Raw genomic sequence first — 22,820 nt, 5'->3', positions numbered from 1 at the left:
GCCCGGTCCGGGAACCGTAATAAACCGCCTCCGCAGGCCGCGCCATGTTGTGAAACAGTGGAGGGATGAAACACGGCCACGAGCTGAGTTTCGACGACGACGGTCGGCCCGTCCTGATCACCGCCGCCGCGCTCCCCTACGAAGAAGAACACCGCAGGCGGGTGCGCAAGTACCTGACGTTGATGACGTGGCGCATCCCCGCGCTGATTCTGGCTGCGATCGCGTACGGCATTTGGCACAACGGATTGATCTCGCTGCTGATCGTCGCGGCGTCGGTGCCGCTGCCGTGGATGGCGGTGCTGATCGCCAACGACCGCCCGCCGCGCCGCGCGGAGGAACCTCGGCGGTTCGACAAGCAGTCCCACCGCACGCCGTTGTTCCCGACAGCGCATCGCCAAGAACTTGACCTAGGGCACGCTGCCGCGCCGCAATTCGACCGGCCGAATCCGACCGAGCCCAAGCCGGATTAGGGCACTCTGGCTTCATTTCTCAGCCTATTCTCAGGCCGCCACTGAATAACCGCAGTTCAGAGGGGCTACCCGACTGATTGCACGGGAACTTCGACCGCGCTTCGAGCGTTGCACTCCATGACAGTTCGAGGCGATCAGGAGGCCGCAATGGCAAATGCCACCACCAGCCGGGTTGACAACGATCTGGACGCCCAGAGTCCAGCTGCCGACCTCGTGCGGGTGTATCTGAACGGCATCGGCAAGACGGCGCTGCTCAACGCGGCCGACGAGGTCGAGCTGGCCAAGCGGATCGAGGCCGGCCTGTACGCCCAGCACCTGCTCGACACGCGCAAGCGCCTCGGCGAGAACCGCAAGCGCGAGCTGCAGATGGTCGTGCGCGACGGCGAGGCAGCGCGGCGCCATCTGCTCGAAGCAAATCTGCGGCTCGTGGTGTCGCTGGCCAAGCGCTACACCGGGCGGGGCATGCCGCTGCTGGACCTGATCCAGGAAGGCAACCTCGGCCTGATCCGCGCGATGGAGAAGTTCGACTACACCAAGGGCTTCAAGTTTTCGACGTACGCCACCTGGTGGATCCGTCAGGCGATCACGCGCGGCATGGCCGACCAGAGCCGCACGATCCGACTGCCGGTGCACCTCGTCGAGCAGGTCAACAAGCTGGCGCGGATCAAGCGCGAGATGCATCAGAACCTCGGCCGTGAAGCAACCGACGAGGAACTGGCTGCCGAGTCCGGAATTCCCGTCGAGAAGATCAACGACCTGCTGGAGCACAGCCGTGATCCGGTGAGCCTTGACATGCCGGTCGGCAGTGACGAGGAAGCCCCGCTCGGCGACTTCATCGAAGACGCCGAGGCGATGTCGGCTGAGAACGCCGTCATCTCCGAGTTGCTGCACACCGATATTCGGCACGTGCTGGCCACACTCGACGAGCGCGAGCAGCAGGTGATCCGCCTGCGGTTCGGCCTCGACGACGGCCAGCCCCGCACGCTCGACCAGATCGGCAAGCTGTTCGGGCTCTCCCGGGAACGGGTGCGTCAGATCGAGCGCGAGGTCATGGCGAAGCTGCGCCACGGCGAACGCGCCGATCGGCTTCGCTCCTACGCAAGCTGACTCCCCCCACGGTGTGCCCACCGGAACTTCCGGTGGGCACACTGGCGTGACGGGACGGGTGATGCGTGTTGTTGCCGGTGCGGCGCGGGATGCCCCGACGGCGCGAGGCCGCCTTTTTGCCAGCTAGACCGGTAGACTGCAGCCGACGGAGGGTGGGTGAATGAACGATCTTGTCGACACGACCGAGATGTATCTGCGGACCATCTACGACCTCGAGGAAGAGGGCGTGGTGCCGCTGCGTGCCCGCATCGCCGAACGGCTCGAGCAGAGCGGTCCGACCGTCAGCCAAACCGTGTCGAGGATGGAGCGCGACGGCCTGCTGCATGTCGCCGGCGACCGTCACCTGGAGCTGACCCCCAAGGGGCGCACACTGGCCGTCGCCGTGATGCGCAAGCACCGCCTGGCCGAACGCCTGCTGGTCGACATCATCGGGCTGCCGTGGGAAGACGTACACGCCGAGGCCTGTCGCTGGGAGCACGTGATGAGCGAGGAGGTCGAGCGGCGCTTGGTGCAGGTGCTCGACAACCCGACCATCTCTCCGTTCGGCAACCCCATCCCCGGCCTTGCCGAGCTGGGCGTCGACCCGACCTCGCAGCCCGAGCGCGGCAGCTTGGTCCGGTTGACCGAGCTGCCCGCCGGTGCTCCCGTGGCCGTGGTGGTCCGGCAGCTCACCGAACACGTGCAGGGCGACGTCGAGTTGATCACCCGGCTCAAGGACGCCGGCGTGGTGCCCAACGCCAGGGTGACTGTGCAGACCAATCCGTCCGGCAGCGTCACGATCGTGATTCCCGGGCACGAGGACGTCGAACTGCCCCATCACATGGCGCACGCGGTGAAGGTCGAGAAGGTCTAGCTCGCCCGTCGACCGAATCTTCGCCGCGGCGGCAGGCCGACCCCGAGCCGATCCGCCACGCGGTAACCGCTGATCGCCAGTTCGCGAATCGCGTCCGGACGCAATCCCGATTGAAGCGCGGTGTCGAGCATCGAGGCCATCCGGTGCTCGTCGTCACAGCGCAGCGCCGCATCAAGTGCCACCCCGGCGAGCGGACCGTCGCCGCGGGCATAGGCCGAAAAGGCAAGCAACACAAGGGCTTCCACTCTCCACGGCGTCGGGAGCACACGTGACAACATCGCCCACAGCTCCTCGGCCTCAGCCGCCTTGTCGCCAACCGCCAACGCGAACAGCGTGTCTCGCACGTCCACATTGGCCAGGGCGCAAGCCATTTCGGCGACCTGAGCATCCGAGGGCTCCGTTCCGCCAGCCATCTTCGCCGCGAGTGCGACCGCAAAGTTGACGTCACCTCGCGGGGAGTGTTCGTCGCTTTCTGCCCGTGCCTTGAGTCGCCGCCGAATCCGCCGCGCCAACCGCTCGACGCGCGCGGCATCGGTCACCTCGACCACCTTCTGCAGGTCTTCGCGGCGCGCATAGAGCCGCCGACCGTCCAGCACGGCGGCCATGGCCAGCGGCGACGATGCCGGATCGTCGACGGTGCCGCCCGCTCCGCACATGTCGGCACAATGCCACCGACCACCCGCGGCGACACGATTCACCACGTGAGTGGCCAACAACGTAATGTCTTGTAGTGCAAGCACATCCGACAACGTCGACGCGAGGTCGCGAAAGTCGTCGGCGCACGCAGGACACAACGCCCCTTCAGCGTCGACGATCACCGCGATCGCCGCGTCCGGCCCGGCCGCCGCGGCCACCTCGGCGACATGCTCGACGGTGTCGGCCAGCTGTGGCGACAGATCCACCCGCATCACCGCCCCCATCTCGCCGCGGTCGACGGTGACGAGCACCAATGATTTCTCGGGAACAAAGCCAAGCACCGCGGGCAGCGCCGCGATCAGCGCGCCGGGCCTGTTGAGAATGAAGTCAGGCTGTGAAGTGGTCATGTTCTGACCCTTGCGGGCGGCACCGTCGACAACGGGGCGCTGACGAACCGATGGCGCCTCGCTGTGGACGAACGCAAGACTGTGGATGAACCGCCCCAGCCGCGGACGTAGGGCACCGGGGCACAGCTCTTGGTTCGGTCCGGGTGCAAGATCACGCCAAACGGCGTAGATGTCTACACATGGCAATGGAGTACGACCTCGTCGTCATCGGTTCCGGCCCCGGGGGGCAGAAGGCCGCAATCGCCGCGGCGAAGCTCGGCAAGTCCGTCGCCATCGTCGAGCGCGGCCGGATGCTCGGCGGCGTCTGCGTGAACACCGGAACCATTCCGTCGAAGACACTGCGCGAGGCCGTGCTCTACCTCACCGGCATGAGCCAGCGCGAACTGTACGGCGCGAGCTACCGGGTCAAGGACAAGATCACGCCGGCTGATCTGCTGGCTCGCACCACGCACGTCGTCAACAAAGAGCAGGACGTGGTCCGCTCGCAGCTGATGCGCAACAACATCGAGGTCTACATCGGGCATGGCCGGTTCGTCGACGAGCACACCGTCCTCATCGAGAACCCGAACCGGGGCGACCGGATCACGATCACGGGTCGCTACATCGTGATCGCCACGGGCACCAAGCCGGCGCGTCCGGCCGGTGTCGAGTTCGACGAATGCCGGGTGCTGGACTCGGACGGCATCTTGGACCTCAAGGCGCTGCCGTCGTCGATGGTCGTAGTAGGTGCAGGCGTGATCGGCATCGAGTACGCGTCGATGTTCGCCGCGCTGGGCACCAAGGTGACCGTCGTCGAGAAGCGCGACACGATGCTGGACTTCTGCGACCCCGAGGTGGTCGAGGCCCTGCGATTTCACCTGCGCGATCTGGCGGTCACATTCCGGTTCGGCGAGGAGGTGACAGCGGTGGACGTCGGCTCAGCCGGCACTGTCACGACCTTGGCCAGCGGCAAGCAGATCCCTGCCGAGACCGTGATGTACTCCGCCGGCCGCCAGGGCCAAACCGATCATCTCGACCTGGCCAACGCCGGGCTCGAGGCGGACAGTCGCGGTCGCATCTTCGTCGACGACAGGTTCCAGACCAAGGTCGACCACATCTTCGCCGTCGGCGACGTCATCGGATTTCCTGCGCTGGCCGCAACCTCGATGGAGCAGGGTCGGCTGGCGGCCTACCACGCATTCGGCGAACCCACCGCCGGCATGACGGACCTGCAGCCGATCGGCATCTACTCGATCCCGGAGATTTCCTACGTCGGCGCCACCGAGGTGGAGCTGACCAAGAACTCGATCCCGTACGAGGTCGGGGTGTCGCGGTACCGGGAACTCGCGCGCGGCCAGATCGCCGGCGACTCGTACGGCATGCTCAAGCTGCTGGTGTCCACCGACGACCTGAAGCTGCTCGGCGTGCACATCTTCGGCACCAGCGCCACCGAGCTCGTGCACATCGGCCAGGCGGTGATGGGCTGTGGCGGCACCATCGAGTACCTCGTCGACGCAGTGTTCAACTATCCGACGTTCTCGGAGGCATACAAGGTCGCCGCGCTGGACGTGATGAACAAGATGCGCGCGCTGAACCAGTACCGCTCGTAGCTAGCAGTCGTCCTCGAACACCTCGGGCGCGGTGTCACCGGCCCCGCCGGCTTCTGCCCGATGCAGCAGATCGGCCACGCGGCCGTCGAACGGAGAAGAGTACGAGACGCTGTCGTCGCAACCGCCGCCGTGCGGGCCGCCCACCAGTCCGACCACCGTGCCGTCGATGCGCCACGGCGCGCCGCTGGTACCGGCCATCAGGCCCGCGCATGTCAGCGACGGGAACCCGCCGGGCGCCGTCGCAGTGGCGGCGCGGCAGCCGATGGGAGCACCACCGGTGCCCATCGGGTAGGCGGTCACGGTGACGACGGCCGCGGGCGGCGGCGCTGCACCCAGGCGCAGCCCTGCACCGACCACCGATTCGAGGGAGCGACCGTCGTCACGGCTGACCCGTGCCACGGCGAAGTCGGCGACGGGATCCCTGCTGGCCAGCCATCGCGGGTCGAGGTAGATCGCTCCGACGGTCCAGGTGCCGGCGGCGCCGGCCCGGCCGCCGAATCCGGGCGCGAATGTCGTCGGATAGCCCGAGGCCACGCAGTGTGCGGCGGTGAGGATCAGGTCGCCGGTGGCCGAATGCAGCACCGATCCGGTACAGGTGTGCATGTCTGAGGCCCCAAGGAACAACGCCCCCACCAGCGGATCGGGAGCGACGGGCGCGGCGGTCGCCGACGTCGGTGGCGGCGGCGCATCCGCGACGCCGGGCTGATGTCGCGGCGTACAGCTCAGCAGGCAGACGGCCAGAAGCAGCAGGGGAGCCAGCCGCACACGCATCATGTCGATCATCCTGGAACGCAACGATGCCAGTGTCGCGTTGAGCAAACAGGGGTACCCGCGTTCGCGATATTGCGGCCTGCGGTGGCGGCTCAGCCGATCGGCAGCGACACTAGACGTCACCGGGTCCGCGGAAGGAGGCGAGAAGAATGGCTGAGCACCGCGATGAATACCGGCCGGACCAGAGTGGAATGTACGAGCTCGAGTTTCCGGCTCCGCAATTGTCGTCGCCCGACGGCCGCGGTCCGGTGTTGATTCACGCACTGGAAGGTTTCTCGGACGCAGGCCATGCGATCCGGCTGTCGTCGCGCTACCTGCGCCAGGCACTCGACACCGAGCTGGTGGCATCGTTCGCGATCGACGAGCTGCTGGACTACCGCTCGCGCCGACCGCTGATGACGTTCAAGACCGACCACTTCACCGCATACGACGATCCGGAACTGAGCCTCTACGCGCTGCACGACACCGTCGGGACACCGTTTCTGCTGCTGGCCGGCATGGAACCCGACCTGAAGTGGGAGCGGTTCGTCACCGCGGTGCGACTGCTGGCCGAGCGGCTGGGCGTGCGGCAGACGATCGGTCTGGGCACCATCCCGATGGCTGTGCCGCACACCAGGCCGGTGACCATGACGGCACACTCCAACAACAAGGAGCTAATCGCCCATCATCAGCCCTGGGTCGGCGAGGTGCAGGTGCCGGGCAGCGCGTCGAATCTGCTGGAATACCGGATGGCCCAGCACGGCCACGACGTCGTCGGCTTCACCGTGCACGTCCCGCACTACTTGGCGCAGACCGATTACCCCGCCGCGGCAGAGGCGCTGCTGGCCGAAGTCAGCAAAGTCGCATCGCTGCAGATCCCGTTGGCGGCGCTCACCGAGGCCGCTGCCGAGATCCGCGCGAAGGTCGACGAGCAGGTGAACTCCAGCCCCGAAGTTGCGCAGGTGGTGTCCGCGCTGGAGCGTCAGTACGACGCGTTCGTCGCGGCCCAGGAGAACCGGTCGCTGCTGGCGCGCGACGAAGAGCTGCCCAGCGGCGAAGAACTGGCCGGGGAGTTCGAACGCTTCCTGGCGCAGCAGACAGGTGACTTCTCGGACGGTTTCCGAGACGGCGACGACAAGAAGTGAGCTGACCCGGGCCGCCGGCCCGAAGCGGAGGTGGCCCTATGACTGCGCGGACGACGAATCTGCGGCCGGTACGCGACGTGCGAACGACGCTGGAGTTCCGCACGATTCACGGCTACCGCCGCGCGTTTCGCGTCGCCGGTGACGGGCCCGCGATCCTGCTGATCCACGGCATCGGGGACAACTCGTCGACCTGGGAGGCCGTGCAGACAAAACTCGCGCAACGGTTCACGGTGATCGCCCCGGACCTGCTCGGTCACGGCAAGTCGGACAAACCGCGGGCCGACTACTCGGTTGCCGCGTACGCCAACGGCATGCGCGACCTGCTGGCCGTGCTCGACATCGACCGGGTGACCGTGATCGGGCACTCGCTCGGCGGCGGCGTCACGATGCAATTCGCTTACCAGTACCCGCAATTGGTGGAACGCATCGTGCTCGTCGGGACGGGCGGGGTGACCAAGGACGTCCACTTCGCGCTGCGCCTCGCGTCGCTGCCGATGGGCACCGAGGCGCTGGCGCTGTTGCGGCTTCCGGGAGCGTTGCCTGCGTTGCAGACCGTCGGGCGCATGTTGGGCGCCATGCTCAATGCCGCTGCCACCGCGGCACCGGGCCTGGCCCCGACGCGGTTCGGCCATGACCTGCCCGACGTGCTGCGGGTGCTCGCGGAATTGCCGGAGCCGACGGCGTCGTCGGCGTTTTCGCGGACGCTGCGCGCGGTGGTGGACTGGCGCGGCCAGGTGGTGACCATGCTGGACCGATGTTATTTGACGCAATCTGTTCCGGTGCAGTTGATTTGGGGAGAGCACGATTCGGTGATCCCGGTGGCTCATGCGCAGATGGCGCACGCCGCGATGCCGGGTTCACGGCTGGAGGTCTTCGAGAACTCCGGCCATTTTCCGTTCCACGACGACCCGGACCGCTTCGTCGAGGTCGTCGAGCAGTTCATCGATTCCACGGAACCCGCGGAATACGACCAGGATCGGCTGCGGTCGCTGTTACGCGCCGGCGTCAGCGATCAGACGATTTCGGGTCCGATGGACACCCGCGTCGCGGTGCTCGACGCGATGAGTTCCGACGAGCGCAGCGCAACCTGATCCGGCGCTCCCGCTGAGTAGAGTCGGGCGCATGGGTACCGACGTGTTCGTGGTGCGGGTATTCACCGACGCGGAAGGAAACTTCGGCAATCCGCTCGGCATCGTCGACGCGAGCACCGTCGCGCCGCGCGACCGGCAAGGGCTCGCGGCTCAATTGGGCTACAGCGAAACAATTTTCGTCGACATGCCCGATCCGGGCGCAACCACCGCCCACGCTCGCATCTTCACTCCTGCGACGGAGTTGCCGTTCGCCGGGCACCCGACGGTGGGGTTGTCGTGGTGGCTCAAACAACAGGGGCTTGCGATCCGCACGTTGCAAGTGCCGGCGGGTGTGGTCGCCGTCGGCTACGAGGACGAGTTGACGACGGTACGCGCACGCGCCGACTGGGCGCCCGAGTTTGTCTTCCACGAACTGCCCTCGCCGGATGACGTCGTCAACGCGGATCCCGACGACTACCCCGACGACGACCCGCACTACATCTGGGCCTGGCTCGACAAGTCGCGCGGACACCTGCGGTCGCGGATGTTCGCGGCCGATCTCGGCGTCGCCGAAGACGAGGCGACCGGCGCCGCGGCCGTACGCATCACCGACATTCTCAGCCGAGATCTCACGATCACCCAGGGCAAGGGGTCCGTCATCTACACCCGGTGGAGCCCTGAGGGGTGGGTGACAGTGGGCGGCCGCGTCGTCGACGACGGCACCGTGCGCGTCGGCTGAAGGGGTTACTTCGACGCGCTGACCTTGCGATGCGCCCGCAGCGCCTCGATCTCCCGCTCGAAGTCGTCGGCGGAGGTGAACGACCGGTACACCGAGGCGAACCGCAAGTAGGCCACCTCGTCCAGATCGCGCAGGGGACCCAGGATGGCCAGGCCGACCTCGTGGCTGGGCACCTCGGGTGAACCGGTGGCCCGCACGGTGTCTTCCACTTGCTGCGCCAGCAGGTTGAGCGCGTCGTCGTCGACCTGGCGGCCCTGACATGCCCGTCGCACACCGCGGATCACCTTTTCGCGGCTGAACGGTTCGGTGACCCCACTGCGCTTGACCACCGCCAGCACGGCCGTCTCGACGGTGGTGAACCTTCGCCCGCATTCTGGGCATGAGCGTCTGCGTCGGATCGCTTGGCCCTCATCGGTTTCCCGTGAGTCGACCACCCGGGAATCGGGATGGCGGCAGAACGGACAGTGCATGACTGCTCCTTCGCCGCGAAGACATTCGGTCGAGTCGAACGCCTCCGAGACTACCCGCGGGCGGCGGACGCGGGCCAACGTCGCCGGGGACATCATCCGAGCGGGGCGATCAGCGTCTGCCCGGCATCCAGCGCTGCAGAGTCAAGGTGATTGAGCTCCCGGATCCGCTCGATCACCCCGGCCACCGGCGCGTCCGGCGCCACTCTGGCCGCAAGCCGCTGCAGATTCTCGCCGGGCTGCACCTGTACGACCGCCAACTGCTGCGGCGCGGCGGTGCCCGTCGTGTCGGCGCTGCGGGCTTGGGCGATCGCGATGAGCCACACCGTGATCAACGCCGCGACCGCCGCCAGCATGACGGTCACGGTCGCGCTGACGCGTCGCGGCCGGTGCGGTGCATACGACATCGCCACGCCTGTGCGCCGATATGTGAGGGCGGCACCGCCCGGCCGCTTCGGTGCGGGACGGCGAGCCCTAAGCGTCGGCGCCGGTACGTCCCAGTCGATCACGGTCATGAGCGCCCCTTCTGTCGCCACCGTTCGCTCCTTTGTTCGAATATAGTCGATCATGCGTTCGAATCCGAACGTTTGATCGATGTGTACCAGAGGCATACGACAGCCCGCTCGCCACGACATGGCGCTCGTGACCACGCATCACGAACGCGACACGCCTCGAACACATGTTTGAAGATGTCGGTGACGACCGTTAGATTTGCACTTATGAGTGACAGCAGCGGTCTCACCCAACGTCAGCGGACCATCCTGGAGGTGATCCGCGCGTCGGTCACCACCAGGGGATATCCGCCGAGCATCCGGGAGATCGGCGACGCCGTCGGCCTCACCTCCACGTCGTCGGTGGCACATCAGCTGCGCACGCTGGAACGCAAGGGCTATCTGCGCCGCGACCCGAATCGTCCCCGCGCCGTCGATGTCCGCGGGGCCGACGACGCGGCGACGGCCGTCACGACCGACGTCGCCGGTTCGGACGCGCTGCCGGAGCCGACGTTCGTGCCCGTGCTCGGACGCATTGCCGCAGGCGGCCCCATCCTCGCCGAGGAAGCGGTCGAAGACGTGTTCCCGCTGCCGCGAGAATTGGTGGGCGAGGGATCGTTGTTCCTGCTCAAGGTCGTGGGCGAGTCGATGGTCGACGCCGCGATCTGTGACGGTGACTGGGTGGTGGTGCGACAGCAGAACACCGCCGACAACGGCGACATCGTCGCGGCGATGATCGACGGGGAAGCCACCGTGAAGACGTTCAAGCGGACCGGCAACCAGGTCTGGCTGATGCCGCACAACCCGGCGTTCGATCCGATTCCCGGCAACGATGCCGCGATTCTCGGCCGTGTGGTCACGGTGATCCGCAAAATCTGACCCGCACACCGCGCCTCGGGTGCATGGTGGACTCATGCGAGCGTCCCGGGCGGTGCAGGCGATAGGAGCAGCGGTGATGGGAGCAGCGGCGCTCGTCGTCCCCGCGGTCGGCTCGCCCAGCGCCGAAAGCCATGTCGCGATGTGCCCGCGGGGCATGGTGCCCAATCCCAACGGCTACGGCTGCATTCCGCAGCTGGGACCGGGCGGCGCGTTCGTCGGCGCCCCGAGTCAGGAAGTGCTCACCCGCTGCGACGGCAACATCTACATCTGCGTGTGGCCGTACCCGGTTCCCTGATCCGCACCACGGAGCAGCCCGCGGGGCTCACCGCCGAACGGACTGCGCCAGTTGACGTTTCGCCGGCTCAGACGCCCAGCGAGCGTCCGATGATCTCCTTCATGATCTCGGTCGTACCGCCGTAGATCGTTTGCACCCGGGCATCCAGATACGCGCGCGCAATCGGGTACTCGCGCATGTAGCCATAGCCGCCGTGCAGCTGCAGGCACCGGTCGATCAGATGGACCTGCTTCTCGGTGGAGTACCACTTGGCCATCGCGGCCTGGTCGGCGGTCAGCTTCTCGTCGAGGTGCAGCCGGATGAACTCGTCGACCATGATCCGCACGACGGTTGCTTCGGTGGCCAGCTCGGCGAGCAGAAAGCGGCTGTTCTGGAAACTGCCGATCGGCTTGCCGAAAGCCTTGCGCTCCTTGGTGTATTGCAGAGTCGACTCGAGCACGGCTTCCATCGCCGCGGCCGCCATGATCGCGATCGAGATCCGCTCCTGGGGCAGGTTCTGCATCAAGTAGATGAAGCCCTTGCCTTCCTCACCGAGCAGGTTCTCGGCGGGCACCTTGACGTCGGTGAACGACAACTCGGCGGTGTCCTGGGCATCCAACCCGATCTTGTCCAGATGACGGCCGCGCTCGAAGCCTTCCATCCCGCGCTCGACGACCAGCAGCGAGAAACCCTGCGCACCCTTCTCCGGATCGGTCTGCGCGACGACGATCACCAGGTCGGAGTTGATGCCGTTGGTGATGAAGGTCTTTGCCCCGTTGAGGATGTAGTGGTCACCTTCTTTGACCGCGCGGGTCTTGATGCCCTGCAGGTCGCTGCCGGTGCCCGGCTCGGTCATCGCGATCGCGGTGATCAGCTCGCCGGTACAGAACTTCGGCAGCCAGCGTTGCTTCTGTTCTTCGTTGGCCAGCCTCAGCAGATACGGGGCCACCACGTCGTTGTGCAGCCCGAAGCCGATTCCGCTGTAGCGGCCCTTGGTCGTCTCCTCGGTGATGACCGTGTTGTACCGGAAGTCGGCGTTGCCGCCGCCGCCGTATTCCTCGGGCACCGCCATTCCCAGAAAGCCCTGCTTGCCGGCCTCCAGCCAGACGCCGCGGTCGACGATCTTGTCCTTCTCCCACTGCTCGTGGTACGGCGCGACGTGGCGTTCCAAGAAGGAGCGATAGGACTCGCGGAACAGCTCGTGCTCGGGCTCGAAAAGGGTGCGCTGGTATCTGACGACATTGCCCACGGGGTGACCTCCGGTATCGGGAACCTGCGCCCAAAGATATACCAACCGGATGGTTGGTTTGGCCCCGGCCACGCGGCCTACAGTGAGGCCGTGGCCGAGATCATCCGCGTCCAGGAGCGTGGGCGGATCCTCGAGTTCGCGTTCGACGACCTGATGCGCTACCACGGCCCCGGCTCCCCCGGCGGTGTGGCCAACGCATTCAAAGTTCTGCAGCGCGCGTTCGAGGTGCTCTCGCCCGACGCGCCGCCGCCGCGCCGCCAGGTGGTGGTGCGCACCGCGTTCCGCGGGCCGGGGGCACGCGATGGGATCGAGGCGGTGACGCGGGCAGTCAGCGACGGTCGCTACGTCGTGGATCCCGCGTTGTCACGTCGCGACCTCGGACGGCTGCGGGAGAGTTTCGTCTTCGAAGTCCGCATCGGCGACCGTTCAGTGACGCTGGTGCTGCGCGACGGCTTCGTCACTGAAGAATTCATCGATCTGGCCCAGAACGACGCTCGCACAGAGGCGCAGGAGGCACGGCTGGACGTGTTGAAAGCCGAACTGGCGCAACGCATTATGGCCGCAGGCGCAGCCGACGTGTACGAAATCGCATAGGCGCCGACGCTAGCTCGACACGAATTCGCGCAGGCTCGCCGCCAAGGCCACCGGAACCCGCGCTTTGATCCGGGTGCCGTCGGCGTTGTGTTCGGATTCCTGCACCCGGCCGTCGGCATGGACGCGGGCCACCAAATCGCCGCGGTGATAAGGAATCACGACGTCGATCGCGGTGTCGGTGGGTACGGCGAGCTCGGCCATCCGGGCCCGCAGGTGGTCCAGCCCCTCGCCGGTTCGAGCGGAGACGAACACCGCTCCGGGCAGCGCGCGTCGCAACTTGGCGAGCATGAGATCACCGGCGGCATCAATCTTGTTCACTACCAACAGTTCCGGTGCGGCATGGGCGTCGTGTTCGATCATCACCTCGCGGATCACCGCGCGCACCGCGTTGATCTGTGCCAGCGGATTGGCGTCCGACCCGTCGACCACATGCACCAACAGGTCCGCGTCGACGACCTCTTCCAGAGTCGAGCGGAACGCCTCGACCAGCTGCGTGGGCAGATGCCTGACGAACCCGACGGTGTCTGTCATGACGAACGGCCGCCCGTCGTCGAATTCTCCTCGGCGCGTGGTCGGTTCGAGGGTGGCGAACAAGGCGTCCTGGACCAGCACGCCGGCGCCGGTGAGTGCGTTGAGCACACTCGACTTGCCCGCGTTGGTGTACCCGACGATCGCGATCGACGGCACGTCGCTGCGCAACCGTCGGCCGCGCTGGGTGTCACGGGCCTGCTTCATGCCTTTGATCTCGCGGCGCAGCTTGGCCATTCGCTCACGGATCCGGCGGCGGTCTGTTTCGATCTTCGTTTCACCGGGGCCACGCAGACCCACACCGCCGGTACTGCCGCCAGCGCGGCCGCCGGCCTGACGTGACATCGACTCGCCCCAGCCGCGCAGACGCGGCAGCATGTATTCCATCTGCGCCAGCGACACCTGCGCCTTACCCTCCCGGCTGGTGGCGTGCTGCGCGAAGATGTCGAGGATCAGCGCGGTGCGGTCGATCACCTTCACCTTCACGGCTTTCTCCAGCGCCGTCAGCTGTGCCGGACTCAGCTCGCCATCGCAAATCACGGTGTCGGCGCCGGTGGCGAGCACGATCTCGCGCAGCTCGTTGGCCTTGCCGGAGCCGATGTAGGTCGACGCGTCGGGCTTGTCGCGGCGCTGGATCACGCCCTCGAGCACCTGCGAGCCCGCCGTTTCCGCCAGCGCCGCCAACTCGGCCAGGCTGGCCTGGGCGTCGGCCGCACTGCCTTCGGTCCACACGCCGACCAGCACCACGCGTTCAAGCCGCAGCTGGCGGTACTCGACCTCGGAGACGTCGGCAAGTTCGGTCGACAGCCCGGACACGCGGCGCAGGGCGGACCGGTCTTCGAGGGCCAGTTCGCCGATGCTGGGTGTGTCGTCTACAGGAAATTCTGGATCAGTCATAAGCAATAAGACATGGTGCCCGCCGGATCTGCGGCGCGCACCTGATTTAACACCGCTGCGCCTGCCACCATTCCTCCGAGATTTCCCCGCCGGCGACCAGTACCGACGGACCGCGCAGGTAGCTGGTCGCCGCGGTCACGGTGACGAGCACCTCGCCGCCCGGGACACGAACCGTCAGTGAGCCCGTGGACGCGCCGTCGTGCGCCAGTGCCGCCACCGCGGCGGCGACGGTTCCGGTTCCGCACGAACGGGTCTCGCCGACTCCCCGTTCATGCACCCGCATCGACACCGCACCGCCGACCGGCGCCGTCAGCACCTCGACGTTCACGCCGTCGGGAAATTGATTGCGGTCGAACGCCACCGGCGCCGCAACGTCCAAGGCGCGTAGCTCGTCGTCGGTCAGCTCCGCATCGACGCACGCCAGATGCGGATTGCCGACGTCGACGGCCAGCCCGCTGAGGCGACGGCCGCCGATGACCGCCTCGCCGGTGCCAAGCTGGTTGGCTTTGCCCATTTCGACGGTGACGTCGGCGAAGGTGTGGTCGACGCGGTGTACCTGCACTGGCCGCGGACCGGCCAGCGAGCCGACGACGAACTCGTCGCGCGCCTCCAGCCCGCTGGCGCGCAGGTAATGGGCGAACACGCGCACGCCGTTGCCGCACATTTCGGCAACCGACCCGTCCGCATTGCGGTAGTCCATGAACCAGTCCTGCGGCTGCACGCCTTCGGGCACCCGCGGAATTGCTCCGCAAGCCGCCGCGGCGCCGGCGGTGGTCACCCGCAGCACCCCGTCGGCACCGAGCCCGCGGCGACGGTCGCATAAGGCGACCACCAGATCAGGAGTCAGTGGCAGCTTTGCCTCGATGTCGGGCAGAAGCACGAAGTCGTTCTGGGTGCCGTGGCCCTTGGCGAAGATCATGTGCGCCGCTCTCCCCCGTACGCGGGTGGTAGCCCCACGATCCCGGCTGCGCCGGCATCACAGTCGTCGGGACGCATCACCTGCTCAGGATACGTGCCGCCATGCCCGCACCACGGCCTCTGCATTGCCCGGATCGGCGCCGTCGAGCCACTGGATGCGGTGGTCGCGGCGGAACCACGAGCGCTGGCGGCGCACATAGCGACGGGTGGCGACGAACGTCGGTTCACGCGCGGCGCTGCCGTCGCCCCCGCGGCCGAGCTCGGCGATCACCTGCGCATAGCCGAGCGCCCGTGACGCCGTCACGCCGTCCCGCAGACCCCTGCCCAGCAGCGTGACGACCTCGTCGACCAGCCCGTCGGCGAACATCTGCTCGGTGCGCTTGGCTAGACGCTCATCGAGTTCGGCTGTGTCCCAATCCAACCCGATGATCACGGTGTTCCAGCGCGGAGTTCCGATGGTCGGCGCCGACGCCGCGAACGGCCGCCCGGTCAGTTCCACCACTTCCAGCGCCCGCACGATCCGCCGCCCGTCGGACGGCAGGATCGACGCCGCTGCGGCCGGGTCGACCTGCGCCAGTTCGCGATGCAGCCGCTCGACGCCAATCTCCGCCAGCCGCTGCTCCCAGCGACCGCGGACCACAGGGTCGGTGGCGGGGAAGGCCCAGTCGTCCAGCAGCGACTGCACGTAGAGCATCGATCCGCCGACGATCACGGGCACCCCGCCGCGGGCCAGGATCGCCTCGACGTCGGCGGCTGCGCCGCGCTGGTAGTTGGCGACGGTCGCGGTTTGGGTGACGTCGAGGACGTCGAGCTGGTGGTGCGGGATGCCGCGGCGCTGCTGAGGCGCCAGCTTCGCGGTGCCGATGTCCATGCCGCGGTAGAGCTGCATCGCGTCGGCATTGACGATCTCGCCACCCACAGCCTCTGCGACGTCGAGCGCCAGCTGCGACTTGCCGGTGCCAGTCGGGCCGATGATCGCGATCGGCCGGCTCATGGCACCCACACGCCTACGAAGTAGCCCACTCCGAACGGCGCGCCCCGGTACAGCTCCTTGGCCGATCGCGGGCGGTCGCCGGCCAAACCGGCCAGCACCTGCCAGGCCACCCGGCCGGGAATCGACGGCGGCACCTGGGCCAGCGCCCCGACGTCGCCAGCCGCGAGGGCGTCGTCGAGCGCCCTTTGCACCTCGACAGAGGCGGGGTCGTAGCCGCCGGGGGCTCGTTCGGTCAGGGTGTTGGCGCCGTCGGCGACGACGAGCACGCCCACCGGCTCGGCGCCCCGGTCGACGACGTCGCGCAGTTCCCGCCCGCGGCGCAGGGCGTCGTCGGCGGTGTGGCCCGCGTTGAACACCCGCACCTCGGCGTGCGCGTCGGGGCTCGACTCGCCGCGCGCCCAGGCCGTCATCAACGCGGCCAACGGCAGCTGCCCGACGTCGGCGGCAGTGGGCGACAGCCGGACACGCACGTCGACGCCGTACCCGGCGAAGGTGCCGGCTTCATGCGGTCCGATCACTTGATCGGCCGGACCCACGCCGACGGCCAGCCAGCGCGGTGGCAGCGCGCCGGCCGCTGCGAACACCGCACGGCGCAGGTCGACGAGCTCGGCGGCCGCCGCACCGGCTAGCTGCGGCACCAGCACAGGTGCCGACGGGACGATCGCGACGGCGCTCAGCACGGCTTCACGGTATGCGGTGCGCGACGGCGGCGTGGTCCGCCGAATCAGAGGCCAGCGCTTCGCCGCGAGCGAGCGCGACGATCGCAGCGACCATCGCCACGACGGCCACCGCCAGAGCGAACCACCCGATGTCGTTGGTCTCGAGCGTTTCGCCGAGCACGACGATGCCGAGCACGGAGGCGACGACGGGCTCTGCCACGGTCATCGCGGGCAGCGACGCGGTCATGGTTCCCGCCCGGAAGGCCGACTGCTGCCACGCTGTTCCGGCGAGGGCGACCACCACCCATGCGTAGAGCTCGGGACTGCGCAGCAGCGGCAGAATGCCGTCGTCGAGTTGGTCGACGACGCCCTTGGTCAGCACGGCGAACACACCCCACAGCGATCCGGACACCAGCGCCAGCAGCACCGCGGCCACTGAACCGGACCAGATCCGTGCGCCGATCACACACAGCAGCAGCGCAGGCCCGAGGACCGCCGCGACCACCGACCAGGTTTCCAGCGATGCCCGCGACTGCCCGGCCTGCGGATTGCCGACGGTGACGATCACTGCGACGCTGCCCGCGAGGACCACCGCCCAGAGCCATTCCCAGCGGGTGACCTGGTGACTGGCGAGTTTGGCGCTCATCGGCAGAGCGAACAGCAGCGAGCTCACGATCAGCGCCTGCACCAGCAGCACCGAGCCGAAAGCCAGTGCGGCGGCTTGAAACCCGAAGCCTGCGGCGGCCACCAGACTGCCGGCCCACCACTGCCGGTCGCGCAGCAGGCGGGCGAACAGCTCGACGTGGCCGACCGGCTCGTCGGTGATTTGGTGAGCCGAGCGCTGGTGGATGACGTCGCCGATCGCGATGAACAGGGCCGCGCCCAGCGCGAGCAGGGCGGCGATGTCGGCCTTGGCCATCAGCGCTCCTTTGCAGGTAGCGGAACGTGGGGGCGCACACCACATCGACCTGCTTGAATAGCGGAGGTCGAGGCGTTCGCGGTTTCGACGATAGCTACCAGGCGCCGCGCTGCGCGGCAGGTGTGCGGGCTGCGACCCGCGAGAGGTGTACGAGATGACGGAAAGCGATGCCGCCCACCCGGAGGCGCAGGACTCCCGGCCTTCCGCTGTACCGAGGCCGGTTCCACGACCGGGGCCGGTCCGTCCGGCCGCTCGGCCGGGTGCGTCGGCCGGCAGCGATCCGCATCGGTTCGGGCGGGTGGATCCCGACGGCACCGTCTGGCTGATCACCTCCGCGGGTGAGCGGGTGATCGGGGCTTGGCAGGCCGGTGATCCGGAGGCGGCCTACGCCCATTTCGGGCGCCGCTACGACGACCTCAAGACGGAGATCCAACTACTGGAGCGGCGGCTGGCCTCAGGCACCAGCGACGCCCGCAAGATCCGGTCGTCGGCGGCCAGCCTCGAAGAAGGGCTGGCGACGGCGGCGGTGTTGGGTGACGTCGACGCGCTGGCCGCGCGGCTGCGGACGATCCGCGAGCGCGCCGACGAAGCTGCGCAGGCCGAGAAAGCGCGGCGCGACGAGCACCGCGCCGAGCAGATCGCCCGCAAAGAGGCGCTGGTCGCGGAGGCGGAAGAACTGGCGGCGAATTCGGTGCAGTGGAAGGCGGCCGGTGATCGGCTGCGGGCCATCCTCGAGGAGTGGCGGACCATCACCGGCGTCGACCGCAAGACCGACGACGCGCTGTGGAAGCGCTATTCGGCGGCGCGGGAGACGTTCAACCGCAGGCGCGGCTCGCATTTCGCCGAGCTGGACCGGGAGCGCGCCAGTGCGCGGCAAGCCAAGGAGCGGCTGTGTGAGCGCGCCGAGGAACTGGCCGATTCCACCGACTGGAATGCGACGGCCGCGGCGTTCCGTCAGCTGCTCGCCGAGTGGAAGGCCGCGGGCCGGGCGGCCAAAGAGGTCGACGACGCGCTGTGGAAGCGGTTCAAAGCGGCGCAGGACAAGTTCTTCACCGCCCGCAACGCCGTGAGCGCCGAACGTGACGCCGAGTTGCGGGCGAATGCCGCCGCGAAGGAGCAACTGTTGGCGCGGGCCGAGAAACTCGACACCACCGATATCGCTGCCGCCCGGGCCGAGTTGCGCTCGATCGCCGAGAAATGGGACGCGATCGGCAAGGTGCCCCGCGATCGCGCGGCCGAACTCGAACGCCGGCTGCGCGCGGTGGAGAAGCGGGTTCGCGAGGCCTCGGCGCCGGACTCCATCGATCCGCAGGCGCAGGCTCGCGCGGAGCAATTCCGTGCTCGCGCAGAGCAATTCGAACAGCAAGCGCAGAAGGCGGAGGCGGCCGGCCGCACCGCCGAGGCCGAGGAGGCACGCGCGAACGCGCGGCAGTGGCGTGAGTGGGCGGAGACCGCCGAGGGGGCGCTGGGCAGACGCAGCCGCTAGGCGCCGCTACTTCTCGGAGTCGTCCTCGTCGTCGTCGAGGGTTTGCAGAAGGTCCTTGGACTGGCGTTCGGCGGCCGCCCGGCGGCGTGCCTCCTCGGCCGCGATGTGTACCGCGGTGCGGGTCCACACCACCCGTGCCCAGTGGAACGTCAGCAGGATCACCGCGATCCAGGCGATGATCAGCCCCACGCCCGGACCTGGATGGCCCGCGCCGGCCGTCTGCCGCGACCACACCGCCAGCATGCCGGCCGCGCTGGCCACCGCTGAGCCGGCGAGCGCAAGCCAGGCCAGCGCCCAGCGGCGGGTCAGCAGCGCGAGCATCGAGAACCCGACAGAGAACACCAACGCCAGCCAGCTGAACACCCGCTGCGGCAGCGCGATTGCGGCCTCCGCCGCGCGGGGACCACCGAGCAGCGCGTCGAAGCCGCGAGCGTGGCCGGTATGCGGCAGCACGAACGACAACAGCAAGACGAAGACCAGGATCGCGACCACCAAAGCCCGTGCGCCGGGCTCGATTTCGCCGGCCACCCGTCGCTCTGCGGCGTCGATGTCCTTCTTGAACGCCTCGAAGTCGTTGTTGCTCACCGCGACACCCCGATGCGCGGCAGCCCCAACCCGACGGTGCGCGGGCGCCGCCCGGCCTCGTGCGCGTCGCCGGCGCGGGTGCGGCGGTGGGTGAGGACGGGCCCGTCGGCGATGAGGTGGTGCGGCGCCGCACCGGTGACGACGGTGGTGACGACGTCGCCTGGGCGGATGTCCCCGTCGGGCGCGAAGTGCACCAACCGGCCGTCGCGAGCCCGGCCACTCATCCGCAACGTGCGGTCGTCTTTGCGGCCCTCCCCCGCAGCCACCAGAAGTTCCACCGTCGCGCCGACCTGGGCGCGGTTCTCCTCCAGCGAGATCCGTTCCTGCAGCGCTATCAGCCGCTGATACCGTTCTGCCACAACATCTTTGGGCATTTGCCCGGGCATCTCCGCAGCCGGAGTGCCCGGCCGCTTGGAGTACTGGAAGGTGAACGCGCTGGCGAACCTGGCGCGCTCGACCACCTCGAGCGTGGCTGCGAAGTCATCTTCGGTTTCACCGGGAAACCCGACGATCAGGTCCGTGGTGATCGCGGCGTGCGGCATTGCGGCGCGCACACGGTCGATGATCCCGAGGTAACGCTCGGCGCGGTAGGACCTGCGCATCGCCTTCAGTACGCGGTCGGAGCCGGACTGCAGCGGCATGTGCAGGGCGGGGCAGACGTTCGGCGTCTCGGCCATCGCCTCGATCACGTCGTCGGTGAATTCGGCCGGATGCGGTGACGTGAAGCGGACCCGCTCGAGCCCGTCGACGTCGCCGCAGGCGCGCAGCAGCGACGCGAACGCGCCGCGGTCGCGCGCCAGCCGTGGGTTCGCGAACGACACGCCGTAGGCGTTGACATTCTGGCCCAGCAGCGTGATTTCGAGCACGCCTTGGTCCACCAGCGAGCGAACCTCGGCGAGGATGTCGTCGGGACTGCGGTCGACTTCCTTGCCGCGCAGCGCCGGCACGATGCAGAACGTGCAGGTGTTGTTGCAGCCTACCGAGATGGAAACCCAAGCGGCATAGGCGGATTCGCGCGCCGCAGGCAGGTTCGACGGAAATTCCTGGAGCGCCTCGGCGATCTCCACCTGCGCGGTGCTGTTGTGCCGGGCGCGTTCCAGCAGCACTGGCAGTGAACCGATGTTGTGGGTGCCGAAGACCACGTCCACCCACGGGGCCCGGCTCAGCACCGCGTCGCGATCCTTCTGCGCCAGGCAGCCGCCCACCGCGATCTGCATTCCGGGGTCGCGGTGCTTGCGCGGGGCCAGGTGGCTGAGGTTTCCGTACAGCTTGTTGTCGGCGTTCTCGCGCACCGCGCACGTGTTGAACACCACCACGTCGGCGTCGGCGCCGTCGTCGGCTTTGACATATCCGGCCGACTCCAGCAGCCCGGCCAGGCGCTCGGAGTCGTGTACGTTCATCTGGCAGCCATAGGTGCGGACCTGGTAGGTCCGGGCCGCCTGCGATGACGTCGCCACCGTCTGAGTCACGTGCCCAATGGTACGGAGGGCCTCAAATCGCAATTCTGGTCACCGGGTCAAGCTGAGCATCCGCTGGGTATGGTCAGCCCCATGGCTGAGGGCGCGACACCGATGGTTTCGCTGCGCGGCGTCAACAAGCATTTCGGCGACCTGCACGTGCTCAAAGACATCGACCTCGACGTGCAGCGGGGCGAGGTGGTGGTGATCCTGGGCCCGTCGGGATCGGGCAAGTCGACGCTGTGCCGCACCATCAACCGGCTGGAACCCATCGACTCCGGCACGATCACCGTGGACGGCGTCCCGGTGCCTGCTGAGGGCCGGGCGCTGGCGCGGCTGCGGTCCGATGTCGGCATGGTGTTCCAGTCCTTCAACTTGTTCGCCCACAAGACGATCATCGACAACGTCATGCTCGCCCCGGTCAAGGTCCGCAAGGTCAAACGCGACCAGGCCCGCAAGGAGGCGTTGGAGCTGCTGGATCGTGTCGGCATAGCCAACCAGGCCGACAAGTACCCGGCGCAGCTGTCCGGCGGCCAGCAGCAGCGGGCGGCGATCGCCCGATCATTGGCCATGCATCCGAAGGTGATGCTGTTCGACGAACCGACGAGCGCGCTCGACCCCGAGATGATCGCCGAAGTGCTGGGCGTCATGACCGATCTGGCCTCTGACGGCATGACGATGGTGGTGGTGACCCACGAGATGGGATTCGCGAGGCGTGCTGCCAACCGGGTCGTGTTCATGGCCGACGGTGCGATCGTGGAAGCGGCAGAACCGGCGCAGTTCTTCGAATCCCCCGAGAGCGACCGTGCCAAGGACTTCCTCGGCAAGATCCTCGAGCACTGACATTGGAACGCCGCATGCGTCTACGACCGCTTCAGCTGGCCGCGCTTGTTGCGATGCTGATGTCGACCCTCATGATGTCCGGTTGCGGCACCGGTGGCCACAAGGTGACCGTCGGTGTGAAGTTCGACCAGCCGGGTCTGAGTCTGCGCAAACCCGACGGTTCGCTGAGCGGATTCGACATCGACGTAGCCACGTACGTCGCAGAACACTTGGGCTACAAGCCGAATGAGATCGAATGGAAAGAAGCGCCGTCGGGCCAGCGGGAGACCTTGATCCAGAACGGCCAAGTCGACTACATCGTCGGCACCTATTCGATCACCGATGCGCGCAAGAAGAAGGTCGCGTTCGCGGGGCCGTACTTCCAGACCGGTCAAAGCCTGCTGGTGCGGTCGGACGAGACGAACATCGTCGGCCCGGAGTCGCTCCAGAACAACAAGAGGCTGTGTTCGGTAGCCGGTTCGACACCGGCGCAACGGATCAAGGACAAGTATCCGGGCGTGCAGCTGCAGCGCTATGACACCTACTCGCTGTGCGTGGAGGCGCTCAAGAACCGGGCCGTCGACGCCGTCACCACCGACGGGGTCATCCTCGCCGGCTACGTGCAGCAGAATCCCGGCGTGCTCAAGCTGACCGGGAAACCGTTCTCGACGGAGCTCTACGGCATCGGGGTGGCCAAGGACAACGACGAACTGCGTACGCAGATCAATGATGCGCTGCAGAAGATGATCGACACCGGGCAGTGGCAGAAGTTCTTCGAGGAGAATCTCGGCGCGTCGGGCTATACGCCTCCTCCGCCGCCGAAGATCGACCGATA

General features: G+C 67.7%; 24 protein-coding genes and 1 pseudogene. 13 read left to right on the top strand and 12 right to left on the bottom strand.

The window, feature by feature from the left end; translation table 11 throughout:
- Positions 1–65 precede the first annotated feature (65 nt).
- The 3 genes from AC5Y4C_RS06160 to AC5Y4C_RS06150 all read left to right on the top strand — a co-directional run bounded on the left by AC5Y4C_RS06160 (position 66) and on the right by AC5Y4C_RS06150 (position 2,430).
- Positions 66–470 (top strand): DUF3099 domain-containing protein, encoded by a 405-nt coding sequence (locus AC5Y4C_RS06160; RefSeq protein WP_499910496.1) that lies wholly within the window; start codon positions 66–68, stop codon positions 468–470.
- 147 nt (positions 471–617) lie between these two features.
- Entirely contained in the window at positions 618–1,577 is a 960-nt protein-coding gene (sigB, locus tag AC5Y4C_RS06155; protein WP_499910494.1) for a sigma-70 family RNA polymerase sigma factor SigB, read from the top strand.
- Positions 1,578–1,737: 160 nt separating this feature from the next.
- Positions 1,738–2,430, top strand: coding sequence for an iron-dependent transcriptional repressor DtxR (locus AC5Y4C_RS06150; RefSeq protein ID WP_499910490.1), 693 nt, complete (start codon positions 1,738–1,740; stop codon positions 2,428–2,430).
- On the opposite strand, the gene AC5Y4C_RS06145 is transcribed toward AC5Y4C_RS06150, so the two are convergent.
- The gene (locus tag AC5Y4C_RS06145; protein ID WP_499963034.1) at positions 2,427–3,473 is read right to left on the bottom strand and encodes a DUF4192 domain-containing protein; all 1,047 of its coding nucleotides are present in this window, start codon (positions 3,471–3,473) and stop codon (positions 2,427–2,429) included. The genes AC5Y4C_RS06150 and AC5Y4C_RS06145 overlap by 4 nt on opposite strands.
- Before the next feature lie 185 nt (positions 3,474–3,658).
- On the opposite strand from AC5Y4C_RS06145, the gene sthA reads away from it, so the two are divergent.
- The gene (sthA, locus tag AC5Y4C_RS06140) at positions 3,659–5,062 is read left to right on the top strand and encodes a Si-specific NAD(P)(+) transhydrogenase (protein WP_499963236.1); all 1,404 of its coding nucleotides are present in this window, start codon (positions 3,659–3,661) and stop codon (positions 5,060–5,062) included.
- Here sthA and AC5Y4C_RS06135 read toward each other — a convergent pair whose 3' ends face one another.
- On the bottom strand, positions 5,063–5,836 hold the full coding sequence (locus tag AC5Y4C_RS06135) for a trypsin-like serine peptidase (protein ID WP_499963238.1): 774 nt from the start codon (positions 5,834–5,836) through the stop codon (positions 5,063–5,065). It abuts the gene before it with no gap.
- Between the two features lie 146 nt (positions 5,837–5,982).
- On the opposite strand from AC5Y4C_RS06135, the gene AC5Y4C_RS06130 reads away from it, so the two are divergent.
- The 3 genes from AC5Y4C_RS06130 to AC5Y4C_RS06120 are packed head-to-tail and all read left to right on the top strand — an operon-like array spanning position 5,983 to position 8,766.
- Entirely contained in the window at positions 5,983–6,957 is a 975-nt protein-coding gene (locus tag AC5Y4C_RS06130; RefSeq protein WP_499910483.1) for a proteasome assembly chaperone family protein, read from the top strand.
- 38 nt (positions 6,958–6,995) lie between these two features.
- Positions 6,996–8,048 (top strand): alpha/beta fold hydrolase, encoded by a 1,053-nt coding sequence (locus tag AC5Y4C_RS06125; RefSeq protein WP_499910479.1) that lies wholly within the window; start codon positions 6,996–6,998, stop codon positions 8,046–8,048.
- A gap of 31 nt (positions 8,049–8,079) precedes the next feature.
- Positions 8,080–8,766: a PhzF family phenazine biosynthesis protein gene (locus AC5Y4C_RS06120; protein WP_499963036.1), complete on the top strand. Its 687-nt coding sequence runs from the start codon at positions 8,080–8,082 to the stop codon at positions 8,764–8,766.
- A gap of 5 nt (positions 8,767–8,771) precedes the next feature.
- Here the strand turns inward: AC5Y4C_RS06120 and nrdR are convergent, their stop codons facing one another.
- On the bottom strand, positions 8,772–9,236 hold the full coding sequence (gene nrdR / locus AC5Y4C_RS06115; RefSeq protein WP_499910473.1) for a transcriptional regulator NrdR: 465 nt from the start codon (positions 9,234–9,236) through the stop codon (positions 8,772–8,774).
- A gap of 92 nt (positions 9,237–9,328) precedes the next feature.
- A complete protein-coding gene (locus AC5Y4C_RS06110) occupies positions 9,329–9,769 on the bottom strand; it encodes a LysM peptidoglycan-binding domain-containing protein (protein ID WP_499910470.1) in 441 nt (146 codons plus the stop codon).
- Between the two features lie 183 nt (positions 9,770–9,952).
- On the opposite strand from AC5Y4C_RS06110, the gene lexA reads away from it, so the two are divergent.
- The gene (gene lexA, locus AC5Y4C_RS06105; protein WP_499910468.1) at positions 9,953–10,603 is read left to right on the top strand and encodes a transcriptional repressor LexA; all 651 of its coding nucleotides are present in this window, start codon (positions 9,953–9,955) and stop codon (positions 10,601–10,603) included.
- 34 nt (positions 10,604–10,637) lie between these two features.
- The gene (locus AC5Y4C_RS06100) at positions 10,638–10,898 is read left to right on the top strand and encodes a hypothetical protein (RefSeq protein WP_499910466.1); all 261 of its coding nucleotides are present in this window, start codon (positions 10,638–10,640) and stop codon (positions 10,896–10,898) included.
- Between the two features lie 67 nt (positions 10,899–10,965).
- Here the strand turns inward: AC5Y4C_RS06100 and AC5Y4C_RS06095 are convergent, their stop codons facing one another.
- A complete protein-coding gene (locus AC5Y4C_RS06095) occupies positions 10,966–12,126 on the bottom strand; it encodes an acyl-CoA dehydrogenase family protein (protein WP_499910464.1) in 1,161 nt (386 codons plus the stop codon).
- Positions 12,127–12,216: 90 nt separating this feature from the next.
- On the opposite strand from AC5Y4C_RS06095, the gene AC5Y4C_RS06090 reads away from it, so the two are divergent.
- Positions 12,217–12,720 (top strand): hypothetical protein, encoded by a 504-nt coding sequence (locus AC5Y4C_RS06090; RefSeq protein WP_499948415.1) that lies wholly within the window; start codon positions 12,217–12,219, stop codon positions 12,718–12,720.
- 9 nt (positions 12,721–12,729) lie between these two features.
- Here AC5Y4C_RS06090 and hflX read toward each other — a convergent pair whose 3' ends face one another.
- From hflX to AC5Y4C_RS06065, 5 genes are all read right to left on the bottom strand, one after another.
- Positions 12,730–14,145: a GTPase HflX gene (hflX, locus tag AC5Y4C_RS06085; RefSeq protein WP_499963038.1), complete on the bottom strand. Its 1,416-nt coding sequence runs from the start codon at positions 14,143–14,145 to the stop codon at positions 12,730–12,732.
- 46 nt (positions 14,146–14,191) lie between these two features.
- Positions 14,192–15,064 (bottom strand): diaminopimelate epimerase, encoded by an 873-nt coding sequence (dapF, locus tag AC5Y4C_RS06080; RefSeq protein WP_499963040.1) that lies wholly within the window; start codon positions 15,062–15,064, stop codon positions 14,192–14,194.
- An 84-nt stretch (positions 15,065–15,148) separates the two neighbouring features.
- Complete coding sequence (gene miaA / locus AC5Y4C_RS06075) at positions 15,149–16,057, bottom strand: tRNA (adenosine(37)-N6)-dimethylallyltransferase MiaA (RefSeq protein WP_499963042.1); 909 nt, start codon at positions 16,055–16,057, stop codon at positions 15,149–15,151.
- The gene (locus tag AC5Y4C_RS06070) at positions 16,054–16,737 is read right to left on the bottom strand and encodes a class III extradiol ring-cleavage dioxygenase family protein (protein ID WP_499963044.1); all 684 of its coding nucleotides are present in this window, start codon (positions 16,735–16,737) and stop codon (positions 16,054–16,056) included. The genes miaA and AC5Y4C_RS06070 overlap by 4 nt, the downstream gene beginning before the upstream one ends.
- A gap of 4 nt (positions 16,738–16,741) precedes the next feature.
- Entirely contained in the window at positions 16,742–17,635 is an 894-nt protein-coding gene (locus tag AC5Y4C_RS06065) for a DMT family transporter (protein ID WP_499963046.1), read from the bottom strand.
- Between the two features lie 154 nt (positions 17,636–17,789).
- Here AC5Y4C_RS06065 and AC5Y4C_RS06060 point away from each other — a divergent pair, with 154 nt between their 5' ends.
- The gene (locus AC5Y4C_RS06060; protein WP_499963048.1) at positions 17,790–19,121 is read left to right on the top strand and encodes a DUF349 domain-containing protein; all 1,332 of its coding nucleotides are present in this window, start codon (positions 17,790–17,792) and stop codon (positions 19,119–19,121) included.
- Positions 19,122–19,127: 6 nt separating this feature from the next.
- Here the strand turns inward: AC5Y4C_RS06060 and AC5Y4C_RS06055 are convergent, their stop codons facing one another.
- Both AC5Y4C_RS06055 and miaB read right to left on the bottom strand, forming a co-directional pair.
- Positions 19,128–19,706: an Rv2732c family membrane protein gene (locus tag AC5Y4C_RS06055; RefSeq protein ID WP_499910444.1), complete on the bottom strand. Its 579-nt coding sequence runs from the start codon at positions 19,704–19,706 to the stop codon at positions 19,128–19,130.
- Positions 19,703–21,184, bottom strand: a complete 1,482-nt coding sequence (gene miaB / locus AC5Y4C_RS06050; protein WP_499963240.1) for a tRNA (N6-isopentenyl adenosine(37)-C2)-methylthiotransferase MiaB — start codon at positions 21,182–21,184, stop codon at positions 19,703–19,705. Before miaB ends, AC5Y4C_RS06055 begins: the two co-directional genes overlap by 4 nt.
- A 93-nt stretch (positions 21,185–21,277) precedes the next feature.
- On the opposite strand from miaB, the gene AC5Y4C_RS06045 reads away from it, so the two are divergent.
- The gene (locus tag AC5Y4C_RS06045) at positions 21,278–22,006 is read left to right on the top strand and encodes an amino acid ABC transporter ATP-binding protein (protein ID WP_499910637.1); all 729 of its coding nucleotides are present in this window, start codon (positions 21,278–21,280) and stop codon (positions 22,004–22,006) included.
- A 53-nt stretch (positions 22,007–22,059) separates the two neighbouring features.
- Positions 22,060–22,818 (top strand): annotated as a pseudogene (locus AC5Y4C_RS06040) (glutamate ABC transporter substrate-binding protein); the annotation flags it as partial.
- Between the last annotated feature and the right edge of the window lie 2 nt (positions 22,819–22,820).

This window comes from Mycobacterium sp. NGS35, from assembly GCF_059812855.1.
Note: the sequence above shows the minus strand (reverse complement) of the source record. Positions and strands in the feature narration are given on the sequence as shown.